20 protein-coding genes are annotated in these 18778 nt (G+C 72.9%); 13 read left to right on the top strand and 7 right to left on the bottom strand.

Features of this window, described 5'->3' with window-relative positions:
- Positions 1 to 31: 31 nt before the first annotated feature.
- Entirely contained in the window at positions 32 to 457 is a 426-nt protein-coding gene (locus ACF06X_RS08170) for an SsgA family sporulation/cell division regulator (protein WP_392286392.1), read from the bottom strand.
- Between the two features lie 296 nt (positions 458 to 753).
- Here ACF06X_RS08170 and ACF06X_RS08165 point away from each other — a divergent pair, with 296 nt between their 5' ends.
- A complete protein-coding gene (locus ACF06X_RS08165) occupies positions 754 to 1836 on the top strand; it encodes a WD40/YVTN/BNR-like repeat-containing protein (protein WP_392286391.1) in 1083 nt (360 codons plus the stop codon).
- A 66-nt stretch (positions 1837 to 1902) separates the two neighbouring features.
- Here ACF06X_RS08165 and ACF06X_RS08160 read toward each other — a convergent pair whose 3' ends face one another.
- Positions 1903 to 2202, bottom strand: a complete 300-nt coding sequence (locus tag ACF06X_RS08160) for a YciI family protein (protein ID WP_392286390.1) — start codon at positions 2200 to 2202, stop codon at positions 1903 to 1905.
- A gap of 84 nt (positions 2203 to 2286) precedes the next feature.
- Between ACF06X_RS08160 and ACF06X_RS08155 the strand changes: the two genes are divergently transcribed.
- Genes ACF06X_RS08155 through ACF06X_RS08140 form a run of 4 tightly spaced genes read left to right on the top strand, consistent with a single transcriptional unit; the run spans position 2287 to position 4422 of the window.
- Positions 2287 to 2985: an endonuclease V gene (locus ACF06X_RS08155; RefSeq protein WP_392286389.1), complete on the top strand. Its 699-nt coding sequence runs from the start codon at positions 2287 to 2289 to the stop codon at positions 2983 to 2985.
- Positions 2982 to 3899, top strand: a complete 918-nt coding sequence (locus ACF06X_RS08150) for a hypothetical protein (protein ID WP_392286388.1) — start codon at positions 2982 to 2984, stop codon at positions 3897 to 3899. Before ACF06X_RS08155 ends, ACF06X_RS08150 begins: the two co-directional genes overlap by 4 nt.
- Complete coding sequence (gene mmpA / locus ACF06X_RS08145; protein ID WP_392286387.1) at positions 3896 to 4036, top strand: morphogenic membrane protein MmpA; 141 nt, start codon at positions 3896 to 3898, stop codon at positions 4034 to 4036. The genes ACF06X_RS08150 and mmpA overlap by 4 nt, the downstream gene beginning before the upstream one ends.
- Positions 4033 to 4422, top strand: a complete 390-nt coding sequence (locus ACF06X_RS08140; RefSeq protein WP_392286386.1) for a VOC family protein — start codon at positions 4033 to 4035, stop codon at positions 4420 to 4422. The genes mmpA and ACF06X_RS08140 overlap by 4 nt, the downstream gene beginning before the upstream one ends.
- Positions 4423 to 4484: 62 nt before the next feature.
- Here the strand turns inward: ACF06X_RS08140 and ACF06X_RS08135 are convergent, their stop codons facing one another.
- Together ACF06X_RS08135 and ACF06X_RS08130 are read right to left on the bottom strand one after the other, a co-directional pair.
- Positions 4485 to 5096, bottom strand: a complete 612-nt coding sequence (locus ACF06X_RS08135) for a GNAT family N-acetyltransferase (RefSeq protein WP_392286385.1) — start codon at positions 5094 to 5096, stop codon at positions 4485 to 4487.
- 131 nt (positions 5097 to 5227) lie between these two features.
- Positions 5228 to 6433, bottom strand: coding sequence for a saccharopine dehydrogenase family protein (locus ACF06X_RS08130; RefSeq protein ID WP_392286384.1), 1206 nt, complete (start codon positions 6431 to 6433; stop codon positions 5228 to 5230).
- A gap of 178 nt (positions 6434 to 6611) precedes the next feature.
- On the opposite strand from ACF06X_RS08130, the gene ACF06X_RS08125 reads away from it, so the two are divergent.
- The 6 genes from ACF06X_RS08125 (at position 6612) to ACF06X_RS08100 (ending at position 13744) form a co-directional block, all read left to right on the top strand.
- Positions 6612 to 7769, top strand: a complete 1158-nt coding sequence (locus ACF06X_RS08125; RefSeq protein WP_392286383.1) for a CaiB/BaiF CoA transferase family protein — start codon at positions 6612 to 6614, stop codon at positions 7767 to 7769.
- Positions 7766 to 8908, top strand: a complete 1143-nt coding sequence (locus ACF06X_RS08120) for an acyl-CoA dehydrogenase family protein (RefSeq protein ID WP_392286382.1) — start codon at positions 7766 to 7768, stop codon at positions 8906 to 8908. The genes ACF06X_RS08125 and ACF06X_RS08120 overlap by 4 nt, the downstream gene beginning before the upstream one ends.
- 36 nt (positions 8909 to 8944) lie before the next feature.
- Positions 8945 to 10162 (top strand): acetyl-CoA C-acetyltransferase, encoded by a 1218-nt coding sequence (locus tag ACF06X_RS08115; RefSeq protein WP_392286381.1) that lies wholly within the window; start codon positions 8945 to 8947, stop codon positions 10160 to 10162.
- A gap of 35 nt (positions 10163 to 10197) precedes the next feature.
- The gene (locus tag ACF06X_RS08110) at positions 10198 to 12372 is read left to right on the top strand and encodes a 3-hydroxyacyl-CoA dehydrogenase NAD-binding domain-containing protein (RefSeq protein ID WP_392286380.1); all 2175 of its coding nucleotides are present in this window, start codon (positions 10198 to 10200) and stop codon (positions 12370 to 12372) included.
- Between the two features lie 143 nt (positions 12373 to 12515).
- Positions 12516 to 12890 carry a hypothetical protein gene (locus ACF06X_RS08105; protein ID WP_392286379.1) on the top strand — a complete coding sequence of 125 codons (375 nt, stop codon included), beginning with the start codon at positions 12516 to 12518 and terminating at the stop codon, positions 12888 to 12890.
- Positions 12887 to 13744: a hypothetical protein gene (locus ACF06X_RS08100; protein ID WP_392286378.1), complete on the top strand. Its 858-nt coding sequence runs from the start codon at positions 12887 to 12889 to the stop codon at positions 13742 to 13744. The genes ACF06X_RS08105 and ACF06X_RS08100 overlap by 4 nt, the downstream gene beginning before the upstream one ends.
- 12 nt (positions 13745 to 13756) lie before the next feature.
- Here the strand turns inward: ACF06X_RS08100 and ACF06X_RS08095 are convergent, their stop codons facing one another.
- Complete coding sequence (locus ACF06X_RS08095) at positions 13757 to 14527, bottom strand: MerR family transcriptional regulator (RefSeq protein WP_392286888.1); 771 nt, start codon at positions 14525 to 14527, stop codon at positions 13757 to 13759.
- 301 nt (positions 14528 to 14828) lie between these two features.
- Between ACF06X_RS08095 and ACF06X_RS08090 the strand changes: the two genes are divergently transcribed.
- Positions 14829 to 15299: a hypothetical protein gene (locus ACF06X_RS08090; RefSeq protein WP_392286887.1), complete on the top strand. Its 471-nt coding sequence runs from the start codon at positions 14829 to 14831 to the stop codon at positions 15297 to 15299.
- Here the strand turns inward: ACF06X_RS08090 and ACF06X_RS08085 are convergent.
- Positions 15296 to 16795: an APC family permease gene (locus ACF06X_RS08085; protein WP_392286377.1), complete on the bottom strand. Its 1500-nt coding sequence runs from the start codon at positions 16793 to 16795 to the stop codon at positions 15296 to 15298. The two genes, ACF06X_RS08090 and ACF06X_RS08085, sit on opposite strands and share 4 nt — an antisense overlap.
- A gap of 166 nt (positions 16796 to 16961) precedes the next feature.
- Positions 16962 to 18032, bottom strand: a complete 1071-nt coding sequence (sph, locus tag ACF06X_RS08080; RefSeq protein WP_392286376.1) for a sphingomyelin phosphodiesterase — start codon at positions 18030 to 18032, stop codon at positions 16962 to 16964.
- 135 nt (positions 18033 to 18167) lie between these two features.
- On the opposite strand from sph, the gene ACF06X_RS08075 reads away from it, so the two are divergent.
- Complete coding sequence (locus ACF06X_RS08075) at positions 18168 to 18656, top strand: hypothetical protein (protein ID WP_392286375.1); 489 nt, start codon at positions 18168 to 18170, stop codon at positions 18654 to 18656.
- Positions 18657 to 18778: the final 122 nt, after the last annotated feature.

Genomic DNA, 18778 nt, shown 5'->3' with positions numbered 1-18778 from the left:
AGCCGACGGCCCGCGGGCCGTCGGCGGCGTGTCAGGAGTACTCCTCAAGGAGCGCCGCCAGCTCCTCGTCCCACTTGTCCCACTCCAGGTACTGGTGCTCGCGGCCGGCCGGCACGAGATGCTGCGAGCGCTCCAGGAAGCGCCGCACCTCCGTCGTACGGATGTGGACCACCGCCACACCCTCGGGCGCGTGGAACTCCACGACGGTGCGGTCGAAGCCGTACGGACGGACACGCACGTCCCCGACCCCGGCCGGGCCTTCCACGCCCTGCGCGAGCAGCTCGCGCGAGAACGCCCACGACACCTCGACGCCCTCCAGGGTCGCCCGGGGCGGAAAGGCCATGCTCACCGCGAACGGATCCTCGCGGTCGTAGCGCAGTGTGGCGGGGACGGTTTCCATCCGGGGAGCGGATGCGACCATACGGGCCTGGACGGCCTGTTCGATGACGGTGGACAAGGCCAGCTCCTGTCACGCGGCTTCGGTTCCTGACGTCTCCCTGACACAAGGGAGGACGAACGATCGGGCCGGAACGTGCACTGGAGGGCCACGTGAGCTGTGTCACCGCTCCTCACGCGTCCGTACCCCCCCGCCGGTGGGAGCCGGCCCGAGCGATCGCAGTACGTCTGGTTCCCCGAACCTCCGTATCCACACGGCGTGTCCGTGCGCCATAGCCGGATGGCCCATCGGCGCCGCACCTCCCCCTCGCGACGCACCCTGGACGGGACCGGCCCCGTGGGCTAGCTTCCCGCGCCATGACGTCCATGGGGAAGACGAGACGAATGCTGTCGTTGGGACTGAGCGGGGCGGCCCTGGCCATGGCCCTGGCGGTCCCCGCGCAGGCCGGGGAGACCCCCGCGGCGGCGCCCGGCTGGCAGCTGACACCGACCGGTACCGACGCCCGCTTCCGGGGGCTCGCCGCCGTGAGCCGGAACACGGCGTGGGCCGCGGGCTCCAAGGGGACCGTGCTCCGGACCACCGATGGCGGCCGGAGCTGGCGGAACGTGTCGCCGCCGGGGGCGGCGGAGCTGCAGTTCCGCGACGTCGAGGCGTTCGACGCCCGGCGCGCGGTGGTCCTCGCCATCGGGGAGGGGGAGGCGTCCCGGGTCTTCCGTACCGAGGACGGCGGCGCGAGCTGGACCGAGTCCTTCCGCAACACCGACCCGCGCGCGTTCTACGACTGCATGACCTTCTTCGACCACCGGCACGGACTCGCCATGAGCGACCCGGTCGACGGGAAGTACCGGATCCTCTCCACCCGCGACGGCGGGCGGTCCTGGCGGGTGCTCCCCGACGAGGGGATGCCGACCGCGCTGCCGGGCGAGGCGGGGTTCGCGGCGAGCGGGCAGTGCCTCGTCTCCTCCGGCCCCCGGGACGTCTGGCTGGCCACCGGGGGCGGCGCCACGGCCCGGGTGCTGCACTCCGCCGACCGGGGCATGACCTGGACGGCCGCCGAATCGACGATCCCGGCGGGCGACCCGGCGCGGGGCGTCTTCGCGCTCGCGTTCCGCGACCGTACGCACGGCATCGCGGTCGGCGGCGACTACCGCGCGGACCGGCCGTCGCAGCGGGCGGCCGCGGTCACCGGGGACGGCGGCCACAGCTGGCGCCAGGCCGCCACGCCGCCGCCGGCGTACCGCTCCGGCGTCGCCTGGCTTCCGCACGGCGGCTCGGCGGCGCTCGCCGTCGGCCCCACCGGCACGGACCTCACGACGGACGGCGGCCACACCTGGCGGACGGTCGACACCGGCTCGTACGACACCGTCGACTGCACGCGGGACGGCGCGTGCTGGGCCTCCGGCGAACAGGGCAGAATCGCCCGCCTCACGCGCGGCTAGGGGGTGTCCTGCCGATCAGGCCGGGCTCGCGTGCCCTGGCACCGGGCCTAGGGCGCTTCGCCGCGTTCAGGAGGGCAACTGCTCCCGGTACGGGGCGAGTTCCTCGGCGGTCTTGGTCGCGTAGAACTCCGTGATCCGGTACGCGCACACGCCCTCGACCGTGAAGGGGTCGGCCGCGACGATCTTCTCGATCCGCTCGCGGTCGACGCCGGCGGCGAGGATGATCCCGCCGTCGCGCGGGTTCTTGCGGCCGGAGGCGATGAAGACCCCCGCGGCGTACTGCGCGTCGAGCCACTCGATGTGCGCGTCGAGCACGGCGTCGACCCGCTCGACGGGCGCGGTGTAGGTCAATTCCAGTACGAACATGATCGCCAGGCTACCCGGGCGTCCGAGGGGTGCGGAAAACTGTTCGTCCTTCGGACGCGGGGGCGCCGTAGGGTGGCCGTCATCATGACGATCATCGACATTCCCGCGGGCTGGCCCGCCGACGAGGCCGCCGCCCGCGCGCTCCAGCGGGAGCTGCGGGGACGGCTCGTCCTCGACGAGCCGGGCCCACGGCCCGGTACGGGGCATGTCACGGGGCTCGACGTGGCGTACGACGACGAGCGCGACCTCGTGGCGGCGGCGGCCGTCGTGCTCGACGCGCGGACGCTCGACGTCGTGGCGGAGGCCACGGCGGTCGGCCGCGTCTCGTTCCCGTACGTGCCGGGACTGCTCGCCTTCCGCGAGATCCCCACCGTGCTCGCCGCGCTCGACTCGCTCACCGCCGAGCCGGGCCTGCTCGTCTGCGACGGCTACGGCCTCGCCCACCCGCGCCGCTTCGGCCTGGCGAGCCACCTCGGGGTGCTGACCGGCCTGCCGTCGATCGGGGTCGCCAAGAACCCCTTCACCTTCACCTACGAGCAGCCGGGCCCGGCCCGCGGGGACTCCAGCCCGCTGCTCGCCGACGAGGAGGAGGTCGGCCGCGCCCTGCGTACGCAGTCCGGTGTGAAACCCGTCTTCGTCTCCGTCGGCCACCGGATCTCCCTGGACCACGCCTGCGCCCACACCCTCCACCTCGCCCCGCGTTACCGCATCCCGGAGACGACCCGCCGCGCGGACTCCCTCTGCCGCCGCGCACTGAAGGCGGCGCTCGGCGGCGGGCCGTGACCGAGCTGATCCTCGACGTACGGGACCGCCCCCGGCCGGGCCTGTGCCTGTGGACGGCGGGGAGCCGTCTTGTCCTGACGCAGGGCGGCGATCCGCTGCTGCTCGCGGTGGTGGACCGGGGCGACTTCGGCGTCGATTTCCACCGCACGGCCGCACCCCTTCCTCTGCTCCCGCCCCTGCGGGCCGCCACCGCCGAGGCGTACGCGGACCGGCCCGAGCGGTGGGCCCATCGCTTCGCGCAGCTGCTGACCGCCGACCCGGACGGGCCGCTCCACGACGGCCGCTGGCTGCTCACCTCGGCGACGGAGCCGCAGTGGAACCGCCACGGCCTCGGCCCGGCCGCCTTCTGGCGCGAACTGGTCGTCGAAGGGCACCCGGACGGATACATCGACTGGTTCATCCACAACGGCTCCTGGGAGCTGTTGCCGCTGCGGCCCCTGCCCGCGCCCGGCGACGCCCGCGTCAAGGCGTACCGCAAGCAGGCCCGCGCCGGCATCCTGCCCCCGGTCCTGCTGTGGTGGGTGAGCGGCCTCGACTGCTACGTCGTCCTCGACGGCCACGCCCGGCTCGCCGCCGCCCTCGCCGAGGACGTGGAGCCGTCCGTCCTCATCCTGCGGCGCACCGTGCCCCGCGACGAGCGCGAGCGCGGGGAGGCCGAGGCGGCGGCCGACTACGAGGCCGAACTCGCCCGTTACTCGGCCCTCATGGCCCGCCACGGTCCGGCCGTCCCCGACGGGGCCGAGATCGCGGGCGGCATCCTCGCCCGTCGCCTGGAGGAGCTGCGCACGGGAAGCCGCCCCAGCTGGGCCTGGCCCCTGCCCGGAGGCGAGCAGGCGTGGCACCGCATCGTGCGCGACCTGAGTACGAGTACGGATACCGGCCTTCGATCATGGGCGGCACAGTGGGGGGCATGACAGCCCCCGCTTCCCTCCCCACCTCGCCGCGCCCCGCCGAGCGCGGCATGACCGCGATCCTCGCCTTCGCCGGTCTCGTCGCGCTGGCCTGGGTCTGCGCCATGGTCTACGTCGTCGCCGCCTGGGTGATGGCATGATCGGCACCCTGCAGTGCGTCGTGCTCGACTGTACGGACGTCATGGAACTGGCCTCGTTCTACCAGGCGTTGCTCGGCGGCGAGATCAACCGCCCCGACCCGCAATGGGCCCTCGGCGACGGCTGGGCCACCCTGCACGACGCCGCCGGAGCCCCCGTCCTCGCCTTCCAGGGCGTGGCCGACCACCGCCCGCCCGTCTGGGGCGCGCCCGAGCAGCAGTTCCACCTCGACGTGCGGGTGACGGACCTGGACGCCGCCCACCACGCGGTCCTCGCGCTCGGGGCGTGGCAGCTCGACGACGGGGACGGCGACGGCGGCTGGCGCATCTACGCGGACCCGGCCGGTCACCCCTTCTGTCTCGTACGGCACCAGCACGGGGTGGCGTAGCGGGAGTGGGTGGCGGGAGGCCCTCGACGGGGAGCCCGGCCGCCACCCGGCGCGTCGCGGGGCTACGGGGCGCCGGCCGGGCGGCCCGGTGCGCGCCGCATCGCCCACAGCACCGGCCCGTCGCCCGGCAGCTTCACCTCGCCGCAGACGGTGAAGCCGAAGTGCTCGTAGAAGGGCAGGTTGGACCGCTTGGAGGACTCCAGGTAGGCGGGCAGGCCCGCCGCGTCGGCCCTGGCCAGTCCCGAGCGGAGCAGGGCGGCTCCGTGGCCCTGGCCCTGGGCGGCCGGGTCGGCGCCGATCACCGCCAGGTACCAGTGCGGATCCCGGGGCCCGTGCTCCGCGGCCGTCATGACGGCGTCCCGCAGCAAGGGGGCCCGGTCGCCGAGGATGTCCGAGAGCTCCTGGACGGTCTCCGCGTCGGGCACGGCCTTGGCCGCCGCCTCCGGCGGCACCCAGAAGGCGGCCGCGGCCTCGGTGCGCTCGCACACGCCGTGGCGGACGTACTGCCGGGTGAAGAGGGTGGAGAAGTAGCGCCCGAGCCCCACCTCACGGGAGGCGTCGTCGGGGAAGAGCCAGCGCATCATCGGATCGTCGTCGAAGGCGCGGGACAAGGTGCGACCGATCGCGGCGGCGTCGTCGATCGTCGCCGCCGTCGGGGTGTTCGTCATCGACATACGGGTCATTCTGCACCGAGGTGATCTTGGACGCCGTGCCGGGGCCCGGTCCACCCGCCGGGCCCAAGGGGCCGCCCGGAGGGCGGGAGTTGGGCAGGGTGGCGGCGACGACCGCCGCCACCCCTGAACAGCTAGCGCGCGTCGGCCACCCGGAAGCGGATGCCCGCCGCGCGGAGCCGGTCGAGCAGGGCGTCGCCCATCGCCACCGCCGTCGTCACCTGGCCGGAGGTCTTCGGGAGCGGGTCGAGGGCGAGGCAGAGCGCCGATTCGGCGAGCATCTTCGCCGTCTCGTCGTACCCCGGGTCGCCGCCCGAGACCTCCGTGAAGACCCGCCGCCCGCCGCCCTCGCCGACGAACCGCACCGAGAACCAGCTCCGGGACCGCCGCTCGGCGTCCGGACCCTCGCCCGGCTCGTAACGGTCCATCAGCCACGCGCGAACGGCGGGGACTTGGGCGGCGGCCACGCCCACGCCCGCTGCCGCGGCGCCGCCGAGTGCCATCGGGAGTGTCCTGACCGAGGCGTAGTGCCGGTAGCGGAAGTCCGGTCCGTACCGGCTCAGCGCCGCCGCCGAACGCGCCACCACCTGCGGATCCAGGGTCGGCAGCGGCAGCGCCCACGTCCCCGTCTCGCGGCTGAACCGCGGCCCGCCCAGCGGTGCCCGCGCCCGTCGGCCCACCAACCGGGGCTCGTACAGGCGCCGTTCGCGGGCGGCGCGCAGCATCTGGCGGCCGCGCCCCATCGCCGTGAGCGCGGAGGCGAAGGTCCCGCCGGAGAAGAGCGCGCCGGCGCGCACGAAGCCGTCGATCCGCAGCGGCACGTCCTCCGGGAGCTGCTGGACGGTGAAGTACACGCCCAGGTCGTGCGGCACCGAGTCGAAGCCGCAGGCGTGCACGATCCGCGCCCCGGTCTCCCGCGCCCGCGCGTCGTGCCGTACGTACATCAGGTCGACGAACTCCGCCTCGCCGGTGAGGTCCACATAGTCGGTACCCGCCTCCGCGCACGCCGCCACCAGGCCCTCGCCGTACCAGACGTAGGGGCCGACGGTGGTGGCCACCACCCGGGTGGACTCGGCCAGTTCGCGCAGCGCGTCCGCGTCGGCGGAGTCCGCGACAAGGAGCGGCAGCTCCGCGCACCGGGGCCACCGTGCGGCGAGACGCTCGCGCAGGGCCGCCAGCCTGTCGCGGCTGCGCCCGGCGAGCGCCCAGCGGCACCCGCCCGGGGCGTGCTCGGCCAGATACTCCGCGGTGAGCTCGCCCGCGAACCCCGTCGCCCCGAAGAGGACGACGTCGTACGGTCTCCCTCCGGCGTCCCGCCCCGCGACCGCCCCTGTCTCCATCCGGCCCCTCGCCTTCCCCTGCGCCGCTCTCCGGGCGCTTGTCGTCGGCGGAGCCTAGCGGAACTCTCCCCAGACACAATTTCCAAGCGCTTGCTCGGCAGGGGGCTTGTGCGGAGTGGAACACGTTCCTAGCATCATCGGTGTTACATCATTGGTGTCACACATCGCTGGGGGCTTGATGGCAGGGACGCGGAACGCCCGGAACGGCCCGCTCTCCGGGGTGCGCGTGGTCGAGCTGGCGGGGATCGGGCCCGGCCCCTTCGCCGCCATGCTCCTGGCCGATCTCGGCGCCGACGTCGTCCGGGTCGACCGGCCCGGCGGCTCGGGGCTCGGCATCGACCCCGCGTACGACCTCACCAACCGGAACAAACGCTCCGTCCTCGTCGACCTCAAGGCCGAGGACGGCCCCGGTGCCGTCCTCGACCTGGTGGAGCGGGCCGACATCCTGATCGAGGGCTACCGCCCCGGGGTCGCCGAGCGGCTCGGCGTCGGCCCCGACGCCTGCCTCGCCCGCAACCCGAAGCTGGTCTACGGCCGGATGACCGGCTGGGGGCAGGACGGGCCGCTCGCCACCAGCGCCGGACACGACATCGCGTACATCGCGATCACCGGCACCCTCGGCATGATCGGCCCCGACCCGGACGGCCCGCCCACCGTCCCCGCCAACCTCGTCGGCGACTACGCCGGCGGCTCGCTCTACCTGGTCATCGGCGTCCTCGCCGCGCTCCAGCACGCCCGCACGCACGGCGAAGGCCAGGTCGTGGACGCGGCGATCGTCGACGGCGCCGCCCACCTCGCCACCATGATCCACGGCATGCTGGCGGCCGGCGGCTGGCAGGACCGCCGGGGCGTCAACCTGCTCGACGGCGGCTGCCCCTTCTACGGCGTCTACGAGACCTCCGACGGCGGCCACATGGCCGTCGGCGCACTGGAGCAGCAGTTCTACGACGAGTTCGTCACCCTCCTCGGCATCGAGGACGCCGCCCCCGCCCGTAAGGACTTCGGCCGCTGGGACGAGCTGCGCGCGTCCGTCGCCGACCGCTTCCGCAGCCGTACGCGAGCGGAATGGACCGAGGTCTTCGCCGGGACCGACGCCTGCGTGGCGCCGGTCCTCTCCCTGCGCGAGGCCCCCGCCCACCCGCATCTCGCCGCCCGCTCCACCTTCGTCGAACACGGCGGCCTCACCCAGCCGGCCCCCGCGCCCCGCTTCTCCGCCACCCCCGGCGCCGTCCGCAGCGGCCCCGCGCTGCCCGGCGCCGACACCGACGAGGTCGCCCGCGACTGGGCCGTACCGTCCCTGATCAGCACAGACGCCTCCCAGGAGCCCCCAGCATGAAGCGCCTGCTCTACACCGACGACCACGACGCCTTCCGCGAGACCGTCCGCACCTTCCTCGCCAAGGAGGTGCTGCCCCACTACGACCAGTGGGAGAAGGACGGCATCGTCTCCCGCGAGGCGTGGCGCGCCGCCGGACGCCAGGGGCTCCTCGGCCTCGCCGTCGACGAGGAGTACGGAGGCGGCGGCAACCCCGACTTCCGCTACAGCGCCGTCCTGGCCGAGGAGTTCACCCGGGCCGGCGCGCCCGGGATCGCCCTCGGCCTGCACAACGACATCATCGGCCCGTACCTCACCTCCCTCGCCACCGAGGAGCAGAAGCGCCGCTGGCTGCCCGGCTTCTGCTCCGGCGAGCTCATCACCGCCATCGCGATGACCGAGCCGGGCGCCGGCTCCGACCTCCAGGGGATCAGGACCGCGGCCGAGGACCGGGGCGACCACTGGGTGCTCAACGGCTCCAAGACCTTCATCTCCAACGGCATCCTCGCCGACCTGGTGATCGTCGTCGCGCGGACCACGCCCGAGGGCGGCGCCCACGGGCTCTCCCTCCTCGTCGTCGAACGCGGCATGGAGGGCTTCGAGCGCGGCCGGAACCTCGACAAGATCGGCCAGAAGTCCCAGGACACCGCCGAACTCTTCTTCCGCGACGTCCGCGTCCCCAAGGAGAACCTCCTCGGCGAGCTCAACGGCGCCTTCGTCCACCTCATGACGAACCTCGCCCAGGAGCGGATGGCCATCGCCGTGGCCGGCATCGCCGCCGCCGAACACCTCCTGGAGATCACCACGAGGTACGTCAAGGAGCGCGAGGCGTTCGGGCGCCCGTTGGCCAGGCTCCAGCACATCCGCTTCGAGATCGCGGAGATGGCGACCGAGTGCGCCGTCACCCGTACCTTCCTCGACCGCTGCATCGTCGACCACGCGAACGGGGAGCTCGACGCCGTCCACGCCTCGATGGCCAAGTGGTGGGCCACCGAGCTGCAGAAGAGGGTCGCCGACCGCTGCCTGCAACTCCACGGGGGATACGGCTACATGGCCGAATTCCCGGTCGCCCGGGCCTTCACGGACGGCCGCATCCAGACCATCTACGGCGGGACGACCGAGATCATGAAGGAGATCATCGGCCGCTCCCTGCTCGGCTGACCCCCGCCCGTCACCCACCCTCTTGAAAGGCTTCTCGTGAGCACCGAAGCGTACGTGTACGACGCGATCCGCACCCCGCGAGGCCGCGGCAAGGCCAACGGCTCCCTGCACGGCACCAAGCCCATCGACCTCGTCGTCGGCCTCATCCACGAGATCCGGGCCCGCTTCCCGGGACTCGACCCCGCCGCCGTCGACGACATCGTCCTCGGCGTCGTCGGCCCGGTCGGCGACCAGGGCTCCGACATCGCCCGGATCGCCGCGATCGCCGCCGGACTGCCCGACACCGTCGCCGGAGTCCAGGAGAACCGCTTCTGCGCCTCCGGCCTCGAAGCCGTCAACATGGCCGCCATGAAGGTCCGCTCGGGCTGGGAGGACCTCGTCCTGGCCGGCGGCGTCGAGTCCATGTCCCGCGTCCCCATGGCCTCCGACGGCGGCGCCTGGTTCGCCGACCCGATGACCAACTACGAGACCGGCTTCGTCCCCCAGGGCATCGGCGCCGACCTCATCGCCACCATCGAGGGCTTCTCGCGCCGCGACGTCGACGAGTACGCCGCGCTCTCCCAGGAGCGCGCGGCCGCCGCCTGGAAGGACGGCCGCTTCGACCGCTCCGTCGTCCCCGTCAGGGACCTGCGCAGCGGCCTGCTCGTCCTCGACCACGACGAGCACATGCGCCCCGGCACCACCGCCGACTCGCTCGCCGCGCTCAAGCCCTCCTTCGCCGACATCGGCGACCTGGGCGGCTTCGACGCCGTCGCGCTGCAGAAGTACCACTGGGTGGAGAAGATCGACCACGTCCACCACGCGGGCAACTCCTCCGGCATCGTCGACGGCGCCTCGCTCGTCGCCATCGGCTCCAAGGCGGTCGGCGAGCGGTACGGCCTCGCGCCCCGGGCCCGGATCGTGGCCGCCGCCGTCTCCGGCTCCGAGCCGACCATCATGCTCACCGGCCCGGCGCCCGCGACCCGCAAGGCGCTCGCCAAGGCCGGCCTGACGATGGACGACATCGACCTCGTCGAGATCAACGAGGCCTTCGCCGGCGTCGTGCTCCGCTTCGTCAAGGACATGGGCATCAGCCTGGACAAGGTCAACGTCAACGGCGGCGCGATCGCGCTCGGCCACCCCCTCGGCGCGACCGGCGCGATGATCCTCGGCACCCTGATCGACGAACTGGAGCGCCAGGACAAGCGCTACGGCCTCGCCACGCTCTGCGTGGGCGGTGGCATGGGCATCGCCACCATCGTCGAGCGCGTCTGACCGTCCCGTCCGCACCCTCATACGGAGAAGCAGCAATGACCGAGAGCACGACCATCCGCTGGGAACAGGACGAGACCGGGATCGTCACCCTCGTCCTCGACGACCCCGACCAGTCGGCGAACACCATGAACCAGGCGTTCAAGGACTCCATCGCCGCGATCGCCGACCGTGCCGAGGCGGAGAAGGACTCCATCCGAGGGATCGTCTACACCTCCGCCAAGAAGACCTTCTTCGCGGGCGGCGACCTCAAGGACATGATGAAGGTCGGGCCGGAGCAGGCCCAGCAGGCCTTCGACACCGGCATGGCCATCAAGCGGTCCCTGCGCCGGATCGAGACCCTCGGCAAGCCGGTCGTCGCCGCCATCAACGGCGCGGCCCTCGGCGGCGGTTACGAGATCGCCCTCGCCTCCCACCACCGCATCGCCCTCGACGCGCCCGGCTCCAAGATCGGCCTGCCCGAGGTCACGCTCGGCCTCCTCCCCGCGGGCGGCGGTGTCACCCGTACCGTACGGCTGATGGGCATCGCCGACGCGCTGCTCAAGGTGCTCCTCCAGGGCACCCAGTACTCCCCGCGGCGGGCGCTGGAGAACGGCCTGGTCCACGAGGTGGCCGCCACCCCGGAAGAGATGCTGGCCAAGGCGCGCGCCTTCATCGACACCCACCCCGAGTCGCACCAGCCCTGGGACGTCAAGGGCTACAAGATCCCCGGCGGCACCCCCTCCAACCCGCGGTTCGCCGCCAACCTGCCGGCCTTCCCCGCCAATCTGAAGAAGCAGCTGAACGGCGCGCCCTACCCGGCGCCGCGCAACATCCTGGCCTGCGCCGTCGAGGGCGCGCAGGTCGACTTCGAGACCGCCCAGACCATCGAGGCGCGGTACTTCACCGAGCTGCTCACCGGCCAGACCGCGAAGAACATGATCCAGGCGTTCTTCTTCGACCTCCAGGCCGTCAACTCCGGGGCCAACCGCCCCCAGGGCGTCGAACCGCGTCCCGTCCGCAAGGTCGCCGTCCTCGGCGCCGGCATGATGGGCGCCGGTATCGCGTACTCCTGCGCGCGGGCCGGTATCGACGTCGTCCTCAAGGACGTGTCGGCCGAGGCCGCCCAGCGCGGCAAGGAGTACTCCGAGAAGCTGCTCGCCAAGGCGCTCTCGCGGGGCCGCACCACCGAGGCCAAGCGCGACGAGCTGCTCGCCCGGATCACCCCGACCGCCGACCCGGCCGACCTGGCGGGCTGCGACGCCGTGATCGAGGCGGTCTTCGAGGACACCGCGCTCAAGCACAAGGTCTTCCAGGAGATCCAGGACGTCGTCGAGCCGGACGCCCTGCTCTGCTCCAACACCTCGACCCTGCCCATCACCGTCCTCGCCGAGGGCGTCTCCCGGCCCGCCGACTTCATCGGACTGCACTTCTTCTCGCCCGTCGACAAGATGCCGCTGGTCGAGATCATCAAGGGCGAGCGGACCGGCGACGAGGCACTGGCCCGCGCCTTCGACCTCGTACGGCAGATCAACAAGACCCCGATCGTCGTCAACGACTCGCGCGGCTTCTTCACCTCCCGGGTGATCGGCCAGTTCATCAACGAGGGCGTGGCCATGGTCGGGGAGGGGGCCGACCCGGCCTCCGTCGAGCAGGCGGCGGCCCAGGCCGGCTACCCGGCCAAGGTGCTCTCGCTGATGGACGAGCTGACCCTGACCCTGCCGCGCAAGATCCGCGACGAGACCCGGCGGGCGATCGAGGAGGCGGGCGGCACGTGGGCCGGCCACCCCTCGGACGCGGTGATCGACCGGATGGTCGACGAGTTCGGGCGCACCGGGCGCAGCGGCGGGGCGGGCTTCTACGAATACGGCGAGGACGGCGGGCGCGCCGGTCTGTGGCCGGGCCTGCGGGAGCACTTCACCCGTTCCGACGTGACGATCCCCTTCGAGGACATGAAGGAGCGGATGCTCTTCTCCGAGGCGCTGGACTCCGTCCGCTGCCTGGAGGAGAACGTCCTCACCTCGGTCGCCGACGCCAACATCGGCTCCATCATGGGGATCGGCTTCCCCGCCTGGACCGGCGGCGTGCTCCAGTACATCAACGGGTACGAAGGGGGGCTGCCCGGTTTCGTGGCACGCGCGCGTGAACTGGCCGGGACGTACGGCGAGCGCTTCCTGCCGCCGGCGCTCCTGGTGGAGAAGGCGGAGCGGGGCGAGGTCTTCACGGACGCGTGACGCCGCCGGTCCGCATCGGCCGAACGGCCCCGTCGCGCCCTTCCCCGGTCCTTCGATCGAGGGGTGCGGCGGGGCCGTCACGTGTGGGTACGGGGCGGAGTGCGGCGGGGCCCCTACGCTCGCGGACGATCTGAGGAGGTCGGATGCGGGAGAAGACCGGTCGCTGGATCCGGGGCGTCGTGCCGGCCGTGCTCGGCGTGGTGATCGCCGGAGGGCTCGTCGCGTGCGACTCCGACGAGCCGGGCCCCGCGGGCTCCCCGTCGCCGCCCGATGTGGTGTCCAGCCCGCCGACGTCCCCGCCGCCGCCCACGTCCGCGCTGCCGCGCACGACGGACACGGGGGACCCGTACGTACCGCCTCCGCCGCCTCCCCCGACGAGGACCACGAGCGACAACGGCGACCCGACCACCGCCCCGAGCTTCACCACGGCTCCGCCCCCGCCCCCGCCCCCGCCCCCGCCGCCGATGCCGGACGCGCCTCCGGAGCCGATCGACCCGCCCGATCCCGACGGCACGTGAGCGAGCGGCCCCTGGGCGACCCGTCCGAGGAGCCGGAGGCCGATCCGTACCGCGCCACCTCGCTCCTGCGGGCGGTCGTCGCGCAAGGGACGTTCATCGCCGCGCTGCTCTTCTACCTGGGGGCGATGTACACCAGCACGTTCTACTCGTACTTCCGCATCTCGCTCAGCACGCTCGACCTGGGCTTCGGCGAGTTGGTCACCCAGAGCCTGCGTCTGCTGAAGCTCGAGGTTCTGGTGGCAGCCGGGGTGATCGTGCTGGTCGTGGCGGCTCCGTGGGCCCGGGTCAGGAGGTACGAGGGCTTCGCGTCGGCCGAGGCTGTGGCGGCTCGGCTGTCGGTGCCGGTCGTGCTCGTCGGTGTGGTGCTCCTCGCCCTGTGGAACGAGATCCAGCCGTACGGCTGGACCGCCCCCCTCGTCATCGCCGTCGGGCTGCTCCTCGGACAGTGCCGCGACTCCCGGGGGCGGCGGCCGAAGGGATTGCGGCGCAAGGCGCTACCGGTCTTCGCCGCCGTGGTCTTCCTGTTCTGGACGCTCACCCAGATCACCGTGCAGACGGCGGAGCGGGACGCCCGGGCCCGTGCCCGGAACGTCACCGACTGGACCGGAGTGATGATCCTCAGCAGTCATCCGCTCGCCCTCCCCACCGGGACGGTCACGAGGGAGGTGCTGCCGAGCGGACTACGTCATCGCTACCGCTACACCGGGCTCCGTCTGCTCCTGGAACGCGACGGGCGGTACTACGTCGTCCCCCTCGGGTGGAACGTGGAGCGCGACGCGATGTACATCATCCGGGAGAGCGACGCCGTGTGGATCGGCCTGACCCCCGGCACCGTGCCGCGGTTGCCGGTCTAGTCGGCCGATCGGCTAGTCGGCCGCAGGGGCCTGCTCCGTACCGAACGCCGCACGCAGCTCCTCCCGCAGGGACCGTTGGAACGCGGTCACGAGGGCCTGGATCACCATCGGCTGCATGTGCGCGGAGAGCGACTTCATGGCGGCGAGGTGGTCCGGGTCCTCGGCGCTCTCGCGGTACGGGTTCCACACCTCCTCCCGGAAGAGCCGGGACAGCTCCTGGGCGGCGGCGCGGGCGTGTTCGAGGAGGACCGTGCGGGAGGCGAGGATCGTCTCGTGCGCGATGGGCACGTCGAGGAGCTCGACGCCGAGACGCAGCAGCGTGGAGTCGAGCCGGAAGACGTCGGGGTCGGCGCTCTTGTCGAGGACGCCCATGGCCGCGAGCCGGTCGACGTCCCCGTCGGAGAGGGCCCGCCCGGCCCGGCGCTCCAGCTCCCGCCGGGTGATCTCCTCGGCGGACTCCGGCGCCCAGGAGGCGACCAGGGCCCGGTGGATGGCGAGGTCCCGCGCGCTGAGATCGGGCGGCAGCTGGTGCAGATACCGTTCGATGGCGGCCAGCGTCATGCCCTGGCGCTGAAGCTCCTCGATGAGCGCGAGCCGGGAGAGGTGGTCGGGCCCGTAGTGCCCGACCCGACGCGGACCGATCACGGGCGGCGGCAGCAGCCCCTTGGTCCCGTAGAAGCGCACGGTCCGCACGGTGACCCCCGCCCGCGCGGCCAACTCGTCGACGGTGAACGTCGGCCCCCGCTCGGGCTGCTCGGGCTGCTCCTCGGTCTCGGTGGCCATCTGAGGTGCCTCGCTTCCGGTGCCGTGCCGTTCCCCCATGGTGCAACAGTATTGCTGTCTCACCAGCGTTGTAAAAGCATGGGGGTGTTGTTGGCGGTGCACAACGACTTCGGCCTGGGCGCCACCCAGTTCGTCCAGGTCGGCCCGCGACTGTGGTGAGGCGGGGATACCGGTCATGGTGTACGACTTCGGCGCGTAAAGGGCCTTCGGGGCAGGGGTGTACCCGGGCGGTGGGGTGGGGGTGGCTGGCGCTAGAGTCACGTGCTTGTTCGAATATGGGGAAGCGGGACAGGGGAGCGGGATGTACGCGGAACTCAGGGACACGGCAACGGAGTTGGCCGGTGTCCTGTGGCGGGAGCACGCCGTCTACCGCGAGCGGGGCGGTGGCGTGGTCATCCGGGGGGAGCACGTCGGGCGATGGATCAGCCTGGCGCCCACCGGGGGCAAGGACCAGGCGCGGGTCCGCGCCGGGCGGCTCCTCGACGGGGGCACCACGGCCCCGGCCCGCTCGGAGGCGGTGGTCGACCTGACCGCCGGGACGCACGAGCTGGCCGCCGTCTGCCGCCGCCTGCTCGCCGACGTCGCCGCCGCCGACACGGCTCCGGCGCGCCCGGCCCGGGCGTCGAAGCCCCGAAAGCCCGAGAAGCCCACGAAGGCCGCGAAGCCCGTCCGCCGGCGGCACACCAGTCTCAGCTCCTGGGTGGTGCTGATCTGCGTGGCCGGCATCGTGGGTCTCTGGGCCTACAGCGTGTTCGGCGCGTACGGCTACTAGCCGGAGCGGGGCGATCCGTTCTCCGGGACGGACAGGGCGGCGACAGACGCCCGTCCGTCGCGGAAGAAGCGGCGGAAGCGGACGCGGGCCAGAAGCATCACGACGGCGCCCAGCAGGATCGAGCCGACCCCGAGCAGGAAGACTCCGCCGACGCCGCCCACGGACGTGGAGCCGTAGCCGGGATCGAGCATGTCGTACACGCTCCGCACGAAGGCCCCCAGCATCATCAGGCCGCCGGCGGCCGGCAGGACGCCCTTGATCAGGAGGTCGCGGCGGGAGTTCCGCATCTCCCGCCGGAAGTGCCAGGCGCACGCGAAGCCGGTGATGCCGTAGTAGAAGGCGATCAGCAGGCCCATCGACAGGACGGCGTCGCCCAGGAAGTCGGGCGAGACCAGCGTGAGCAGGACGAGGAGGAGGGCGGTCGCGATCCCGAAGAACACGGTGCCGAACGCCGGCGTACGGAAGCGGGGATGCGTCCGCGCGAAGGCCGGCGGCAGGGCGCCGTGCGCGCTCATCGAGAGCGTGGTCCGCGACACCGCGCCCGTACCGGTCAGCAGGGCGCCGACGGCCGAGACCGCGACGGCGAGCGCGACGGCCCGGCCGAGGGTGTCGCCGAGCACCGCAGGCGCGAGCCGGCCGAGGGCGTCGGCGGCGGTCTCCTCGTTGCCGAGGCCGAGCCCCGCGCCGCCGGTTCCGGCGAAGGAGATCGCGGCGAAGGCGGTGAAGACGTACGTCACCACGAGGACCAGGGTCGCGACGACCGCCGCCCGGCCCGGGGTGTGTCCGCTGTCGACCGTCTCCTCGTTGAAGGTGATCAGGGCGTCCCAGCCCCAGTAGATGAACAGGCACAGCAGCACCGCCTCGGCGAAGGAGCCGAGGCCCTCGAAGGCGAACGGGTCGATCCAGCTCAGGGAGGGGGTGGCCGCCCCGTCCCGGGCGAAGGCGGCGACGCCGAAGCCGAGCAGCGCGAGGAGCTGAAGCCCGAGCATCGCGTACTGCACATGCGCGGCGAGCTGGACGCCCCGGTAGGCGACGGTCGTGACCAGGGCGATCAGCAGGACGGCGACGGCGGTGACGACGAGGGTGCTGCCGGCCGCCGCGTCGAGACCGAGGACGGCGAGCAGCGTGGCCGCGCCGACCTGGGCGAGCGTCGCCATCACGATGACGGTGGCGATCACGAGCGTCCAGCCGCCGGCCAGCCAGCCGGTGGCCGGCCCGAAGGCCCGGGTGTTCCAGACGAAGGTGGTGCCGCAGTCCGGCATCCGGCGGTTCAGCTCCCGGAAGGCGAAGGCCGTCAGGAGGACCGGCACGAAACCGAGGAGCAGCGCGGCGGGGGCGAGCTCGCCGACCGTGAGCGTCACCAGGCCCAGGGTGACGGCGATGCTGTACGCGGGGGCGACGGAGGCGAGTCCCAGCGCGACGGTGGCGAGCAGACCGACGGAGTCGCTCCGCAGGCCCTTCCCGCGGGGCGATGGTGGTCCGGCGTTGGCGGTCATGACGGCCTCCCGACTCGGAGCGTACGCCCCGCCCTGCCGGGCGCATCCGTATTGCTCCGCACGGACGTACGCGGCCTGGCGTCCCGGCGGCCAGGTGACCGGTCCGCCGGTCCGCCGGTCCGCCGAGGCCCCGAAGGGCCCCGGCCTGCCGGCTCGCCGGTCGCCGCTACCGCGCCGCGAAGCCCGTGACCGGGTAGTGGTCGCTGAGGTTCGTGTACGTGTACTGCGTGCCCCAGCTGGAGACCGTCCAGGGCGCGCTCTTCTCCAGGAGCACGTTGTTCGTCCAGCCCGCCGGGCGGGCGTGGCCCGCGCGGTGCAGGACGTAGTCCAGGTCCTCGCGCGGGTCGTCCGGGTAACGCTCGGAGGCGATCGAGTTCAGCTCGGTGTCGAAGGAGTACGGGTGGCCGGTGCGGGCGTCCGCGCCCGCCAGGCCCGCGTCCGCCAGCATCGTGCCGTACTCGGGCGTGCGGGAGTCGACGTTGAGGTCGCCGGCCACGACGACCTGCTCGTTCGCCGGGATGTTCTTGGCGTCGAGGAAGGCGTCCATCGCCTTGAACTGGCGGCTGCGCATCTGCGCCGCCTCGCCCGCCGAGCAGCCCGGGTCGGTGGACTGGGCGTGGGTGCCGACGACGTGGACGCGGGCGCCGCCGACGTTCAGGACGGTGTAGACGAAGCCCTTGTTCGAGTACCAGTCCGCGCCGCAGGCGTCCTTGTAGACGTACTGCTCCTTGCGGACGATCGGCCACTTGCTGAGGATCGTCACCCCGCCGTCCTCGGGCGTGGTCGTGGAGTACGCCCCGCTCGTGGCGTCCCAGCCGGTCTTGCCGCGGCCCATGACCGGCGTCTGGTACGGGTATTGCGCGGCCGCGTTCGCCTTCAGCGCGTCCGATGAGGAGTTGTCGAACGCCTCCTGGACCACGACCACGTCGTTGCCCTGGAAGAAGGAGGCGGCCGGTATCGCCTTGGCCCGGTGGTCCTGGCCCCAGTTCGGGTAGAGGCTCTTGGAGAAGAGGAACGCGTTGTACGAGAGCACCCTCAGCGTCGGCGTCTCGGCGGCAGCGGCACCGGCGGCGGTGGTGGCCGTGGCGTTCGTGGCCGTGGCGGCCGGCGCGGTCGCGGCCAGGGTGGCGGCGGCGAGAGCGCCGGACAGGGCTGCGCCGAGGGTACGGCGGTGGAGCGGAGCGAGCGGCACTGGAACTCCCGTGAGGTGGTGGGGGGTTGAACCGGCGCCGCACATCAAAGCAGCCCCGGTTACCTTCCGGTAGCCATTGGATGCCGGGAATCTTGCCTGGCTCGCACGAACGCGCCAACTCTCGTTCGGTCCGGCCCATTCGCATGAATTGTCGGTTTTGCGACCAGGTAGGATGCGCGCATGACCCTCGCGCAGAATTCGACGCTCTTCAACATGGACCTCGGTCCGCTCAACCCCGTCACGGCTGAGCTCATCCTCGGTTTCGTGATCTTCGGCCTCACCTTCCTCATCCTGGCGAAGGGCATCCTGCCGAAGATCAACCGCACCCTCGCCGCGCGTGAGGACGCCATCGCGGGCGGCACCGAGCGCGCCGACGACCTGCGCACCGAGGCCACGCGGATCCGCGAGCAGTACGAGGCCGAGCTGGCCGAGGCCCGCCACGAGGCCGCCCGCATCCGCTCCCGTGCCACCGAGGAGGGCGCGGCCGCCATCGCCGCCGCCCGCGCCGAGGGCATCGCCGAGCGGGACGCGATCCTCGCGGCCGGCGCCGAGCGCATCGCCGCCGAGCGGGCCGCCGCCGAGCGCGAGCTCACCGCCGACGTCGACGCCTGGGCCCAGGCCCTGGCCGGCCGCATCGTCGGCGAGCCGGTCGGCGCCGACCGCGCCTGACCGCCACGCACCAGGAGTCGGGGGGGGGGGCCCCGCGGCCGGCCGGGGGCCCCGGCCCCCCCACGTGTGCCGGCGGGGGGCGGGCGGGGGCGGCGGGTGGCGACTAGACCCGCCGCGGCGCC

This window comes from Streptomyces sp. NPDC015346 (genome assembly GCF_043078785.1).
In the GTDB taxonomy this organism is placed as follows: domain Bacteria; phylum Actinomycetota; class Actinomycetes; order Streptomycetales; family Streptomycetaceae; genus Streptomyces.
The sequence above is the reverse complement of the archived record's forward strand: the minus strand, read 5'-3'. Positions and strand labels throughout refer to the sequence as shown.

What these genes read in the sequence shown, in the direction of transcription:
- ACF06X_RS08085 (WP_392286377.1), bottom strand. Translation starts at nt 16,795, where the DNA reads ATGACCGCCAACGCCGGACCACCATCGCCCCGCGGGAAGGGCCTGCGG.
- ACF06X_RS08140 (WP_392286386.1), top strand. Translation starts at nt 4,033, where the DNA reads ATGATCGGCACCCTGCAGTGCGTCGTGCTCGACTGTACGGACGTCATG.
- ACF06X_RS08095 (WP_392286888.1), bottom strand. Translation starts at nt 14,527, where the DNA reads ATGGCCACCGAGACCGAGGAGCAGCCCGAGCAGCCCGAGCGGGGGCCG.
- ACF06X_RS08105 (WP_392286379.1), top strand. Translation starts at nt 12,516, where the DNA reads ATGCGGGAGAAGACCGGTCGCTGGATCCGGGGCGTCGTGCCGGCCGTG.
- mmpA (WP_392286387.1), top strand. Translation starts at nt 3,896, where the DNA reads ATGACAGCCCCCGCTTCCCTCCCCACCTCGCCGCGCCCCGCCGAGCGC.
- ACF06X_RS08090 (WP_392286887.1), top strand. Translation starts at nt 14,829, where the DNA reads ATGTACGCGGAACTCAGGGACACGGCAACGGAGTTGGCCGGTGTCCTG.
- ACF06X_RS08165 (WP_392286391.1), top strand. Translation starts at nt 754, where the DNA reads ATGACGTCCATGGGGAAGACGAGACGAATGCTGTCGTTGGGACTGAGC.
- ACF06X_RS08110 (WP_392286380.1), top strand. Translation starts at nt 10,198, where the DNA reads ATGACCGAGAGCACGACCATCCGCTGGGAACAGGACGAGACCGGGATC.
- ACF06X_RS08160 (WP_392286390.1), bottom strand. Translation starts at nt 2,202, where the DNA reads ATGTTCGTACTGGAATTGACCTACACCGCGCCCGTCGAGCGGGTCGAC.
- ACF06X_RS08120 (WP_392286382.1), top strand. Translation starts at nt 7,766, where the DNA reads ATGAAGCGCCTGCTCTACACCGACGACCACGACGCCTTCCGCGAGACC.
- ACF06X_RS08155 (WP_392286389.1), top strand. Translation starts at nt 2,287, where the DNA reads ATGACGATCATCGACATTCCCGCGGGCTGGCCCGCCGACGAGGCCGCC.
- ACF06X_RS08130 (WP_392286384.1), bottom strand. Translation starts at nt 6,433, where the DNA reads ATGGAGACAGGGGCGGTCGCGGGGCGGGACGCCGGAGGGAGACCGTAC.
- ACF06X_RS08135 (WP_392286385.1), bottom strand. Translation starts at nt 5,096, where the DNA reads ATGTCGATGACGAACACCCCGACGGCGGCGACGATCGACGACGCCGCC.
- ACF06X_RS08125 (WP_392286383.1), top strand. Translation starts at nt 6,612, where the DNA reads ATGGCAGGGACGCGGAACGCCCGGAACGGCCCGCTCTCCGGGGTGCGC.
- sph (WP_392286376.1), bottom strand. Translation starts at nt 18,032, where the DNA reads ATGTGCGGCGCCGGTTCAACCCCCCACCACCTCACGGGAGTTCCAGTG.
- ACF06X_RS08075 (WP_392286375.1), top strand. Translation starts at nt 18,168, where the DNA reads ATGACCCTCGCGCAGAATTCGACGCTCTTCAACATGGACCTCGGTCCG.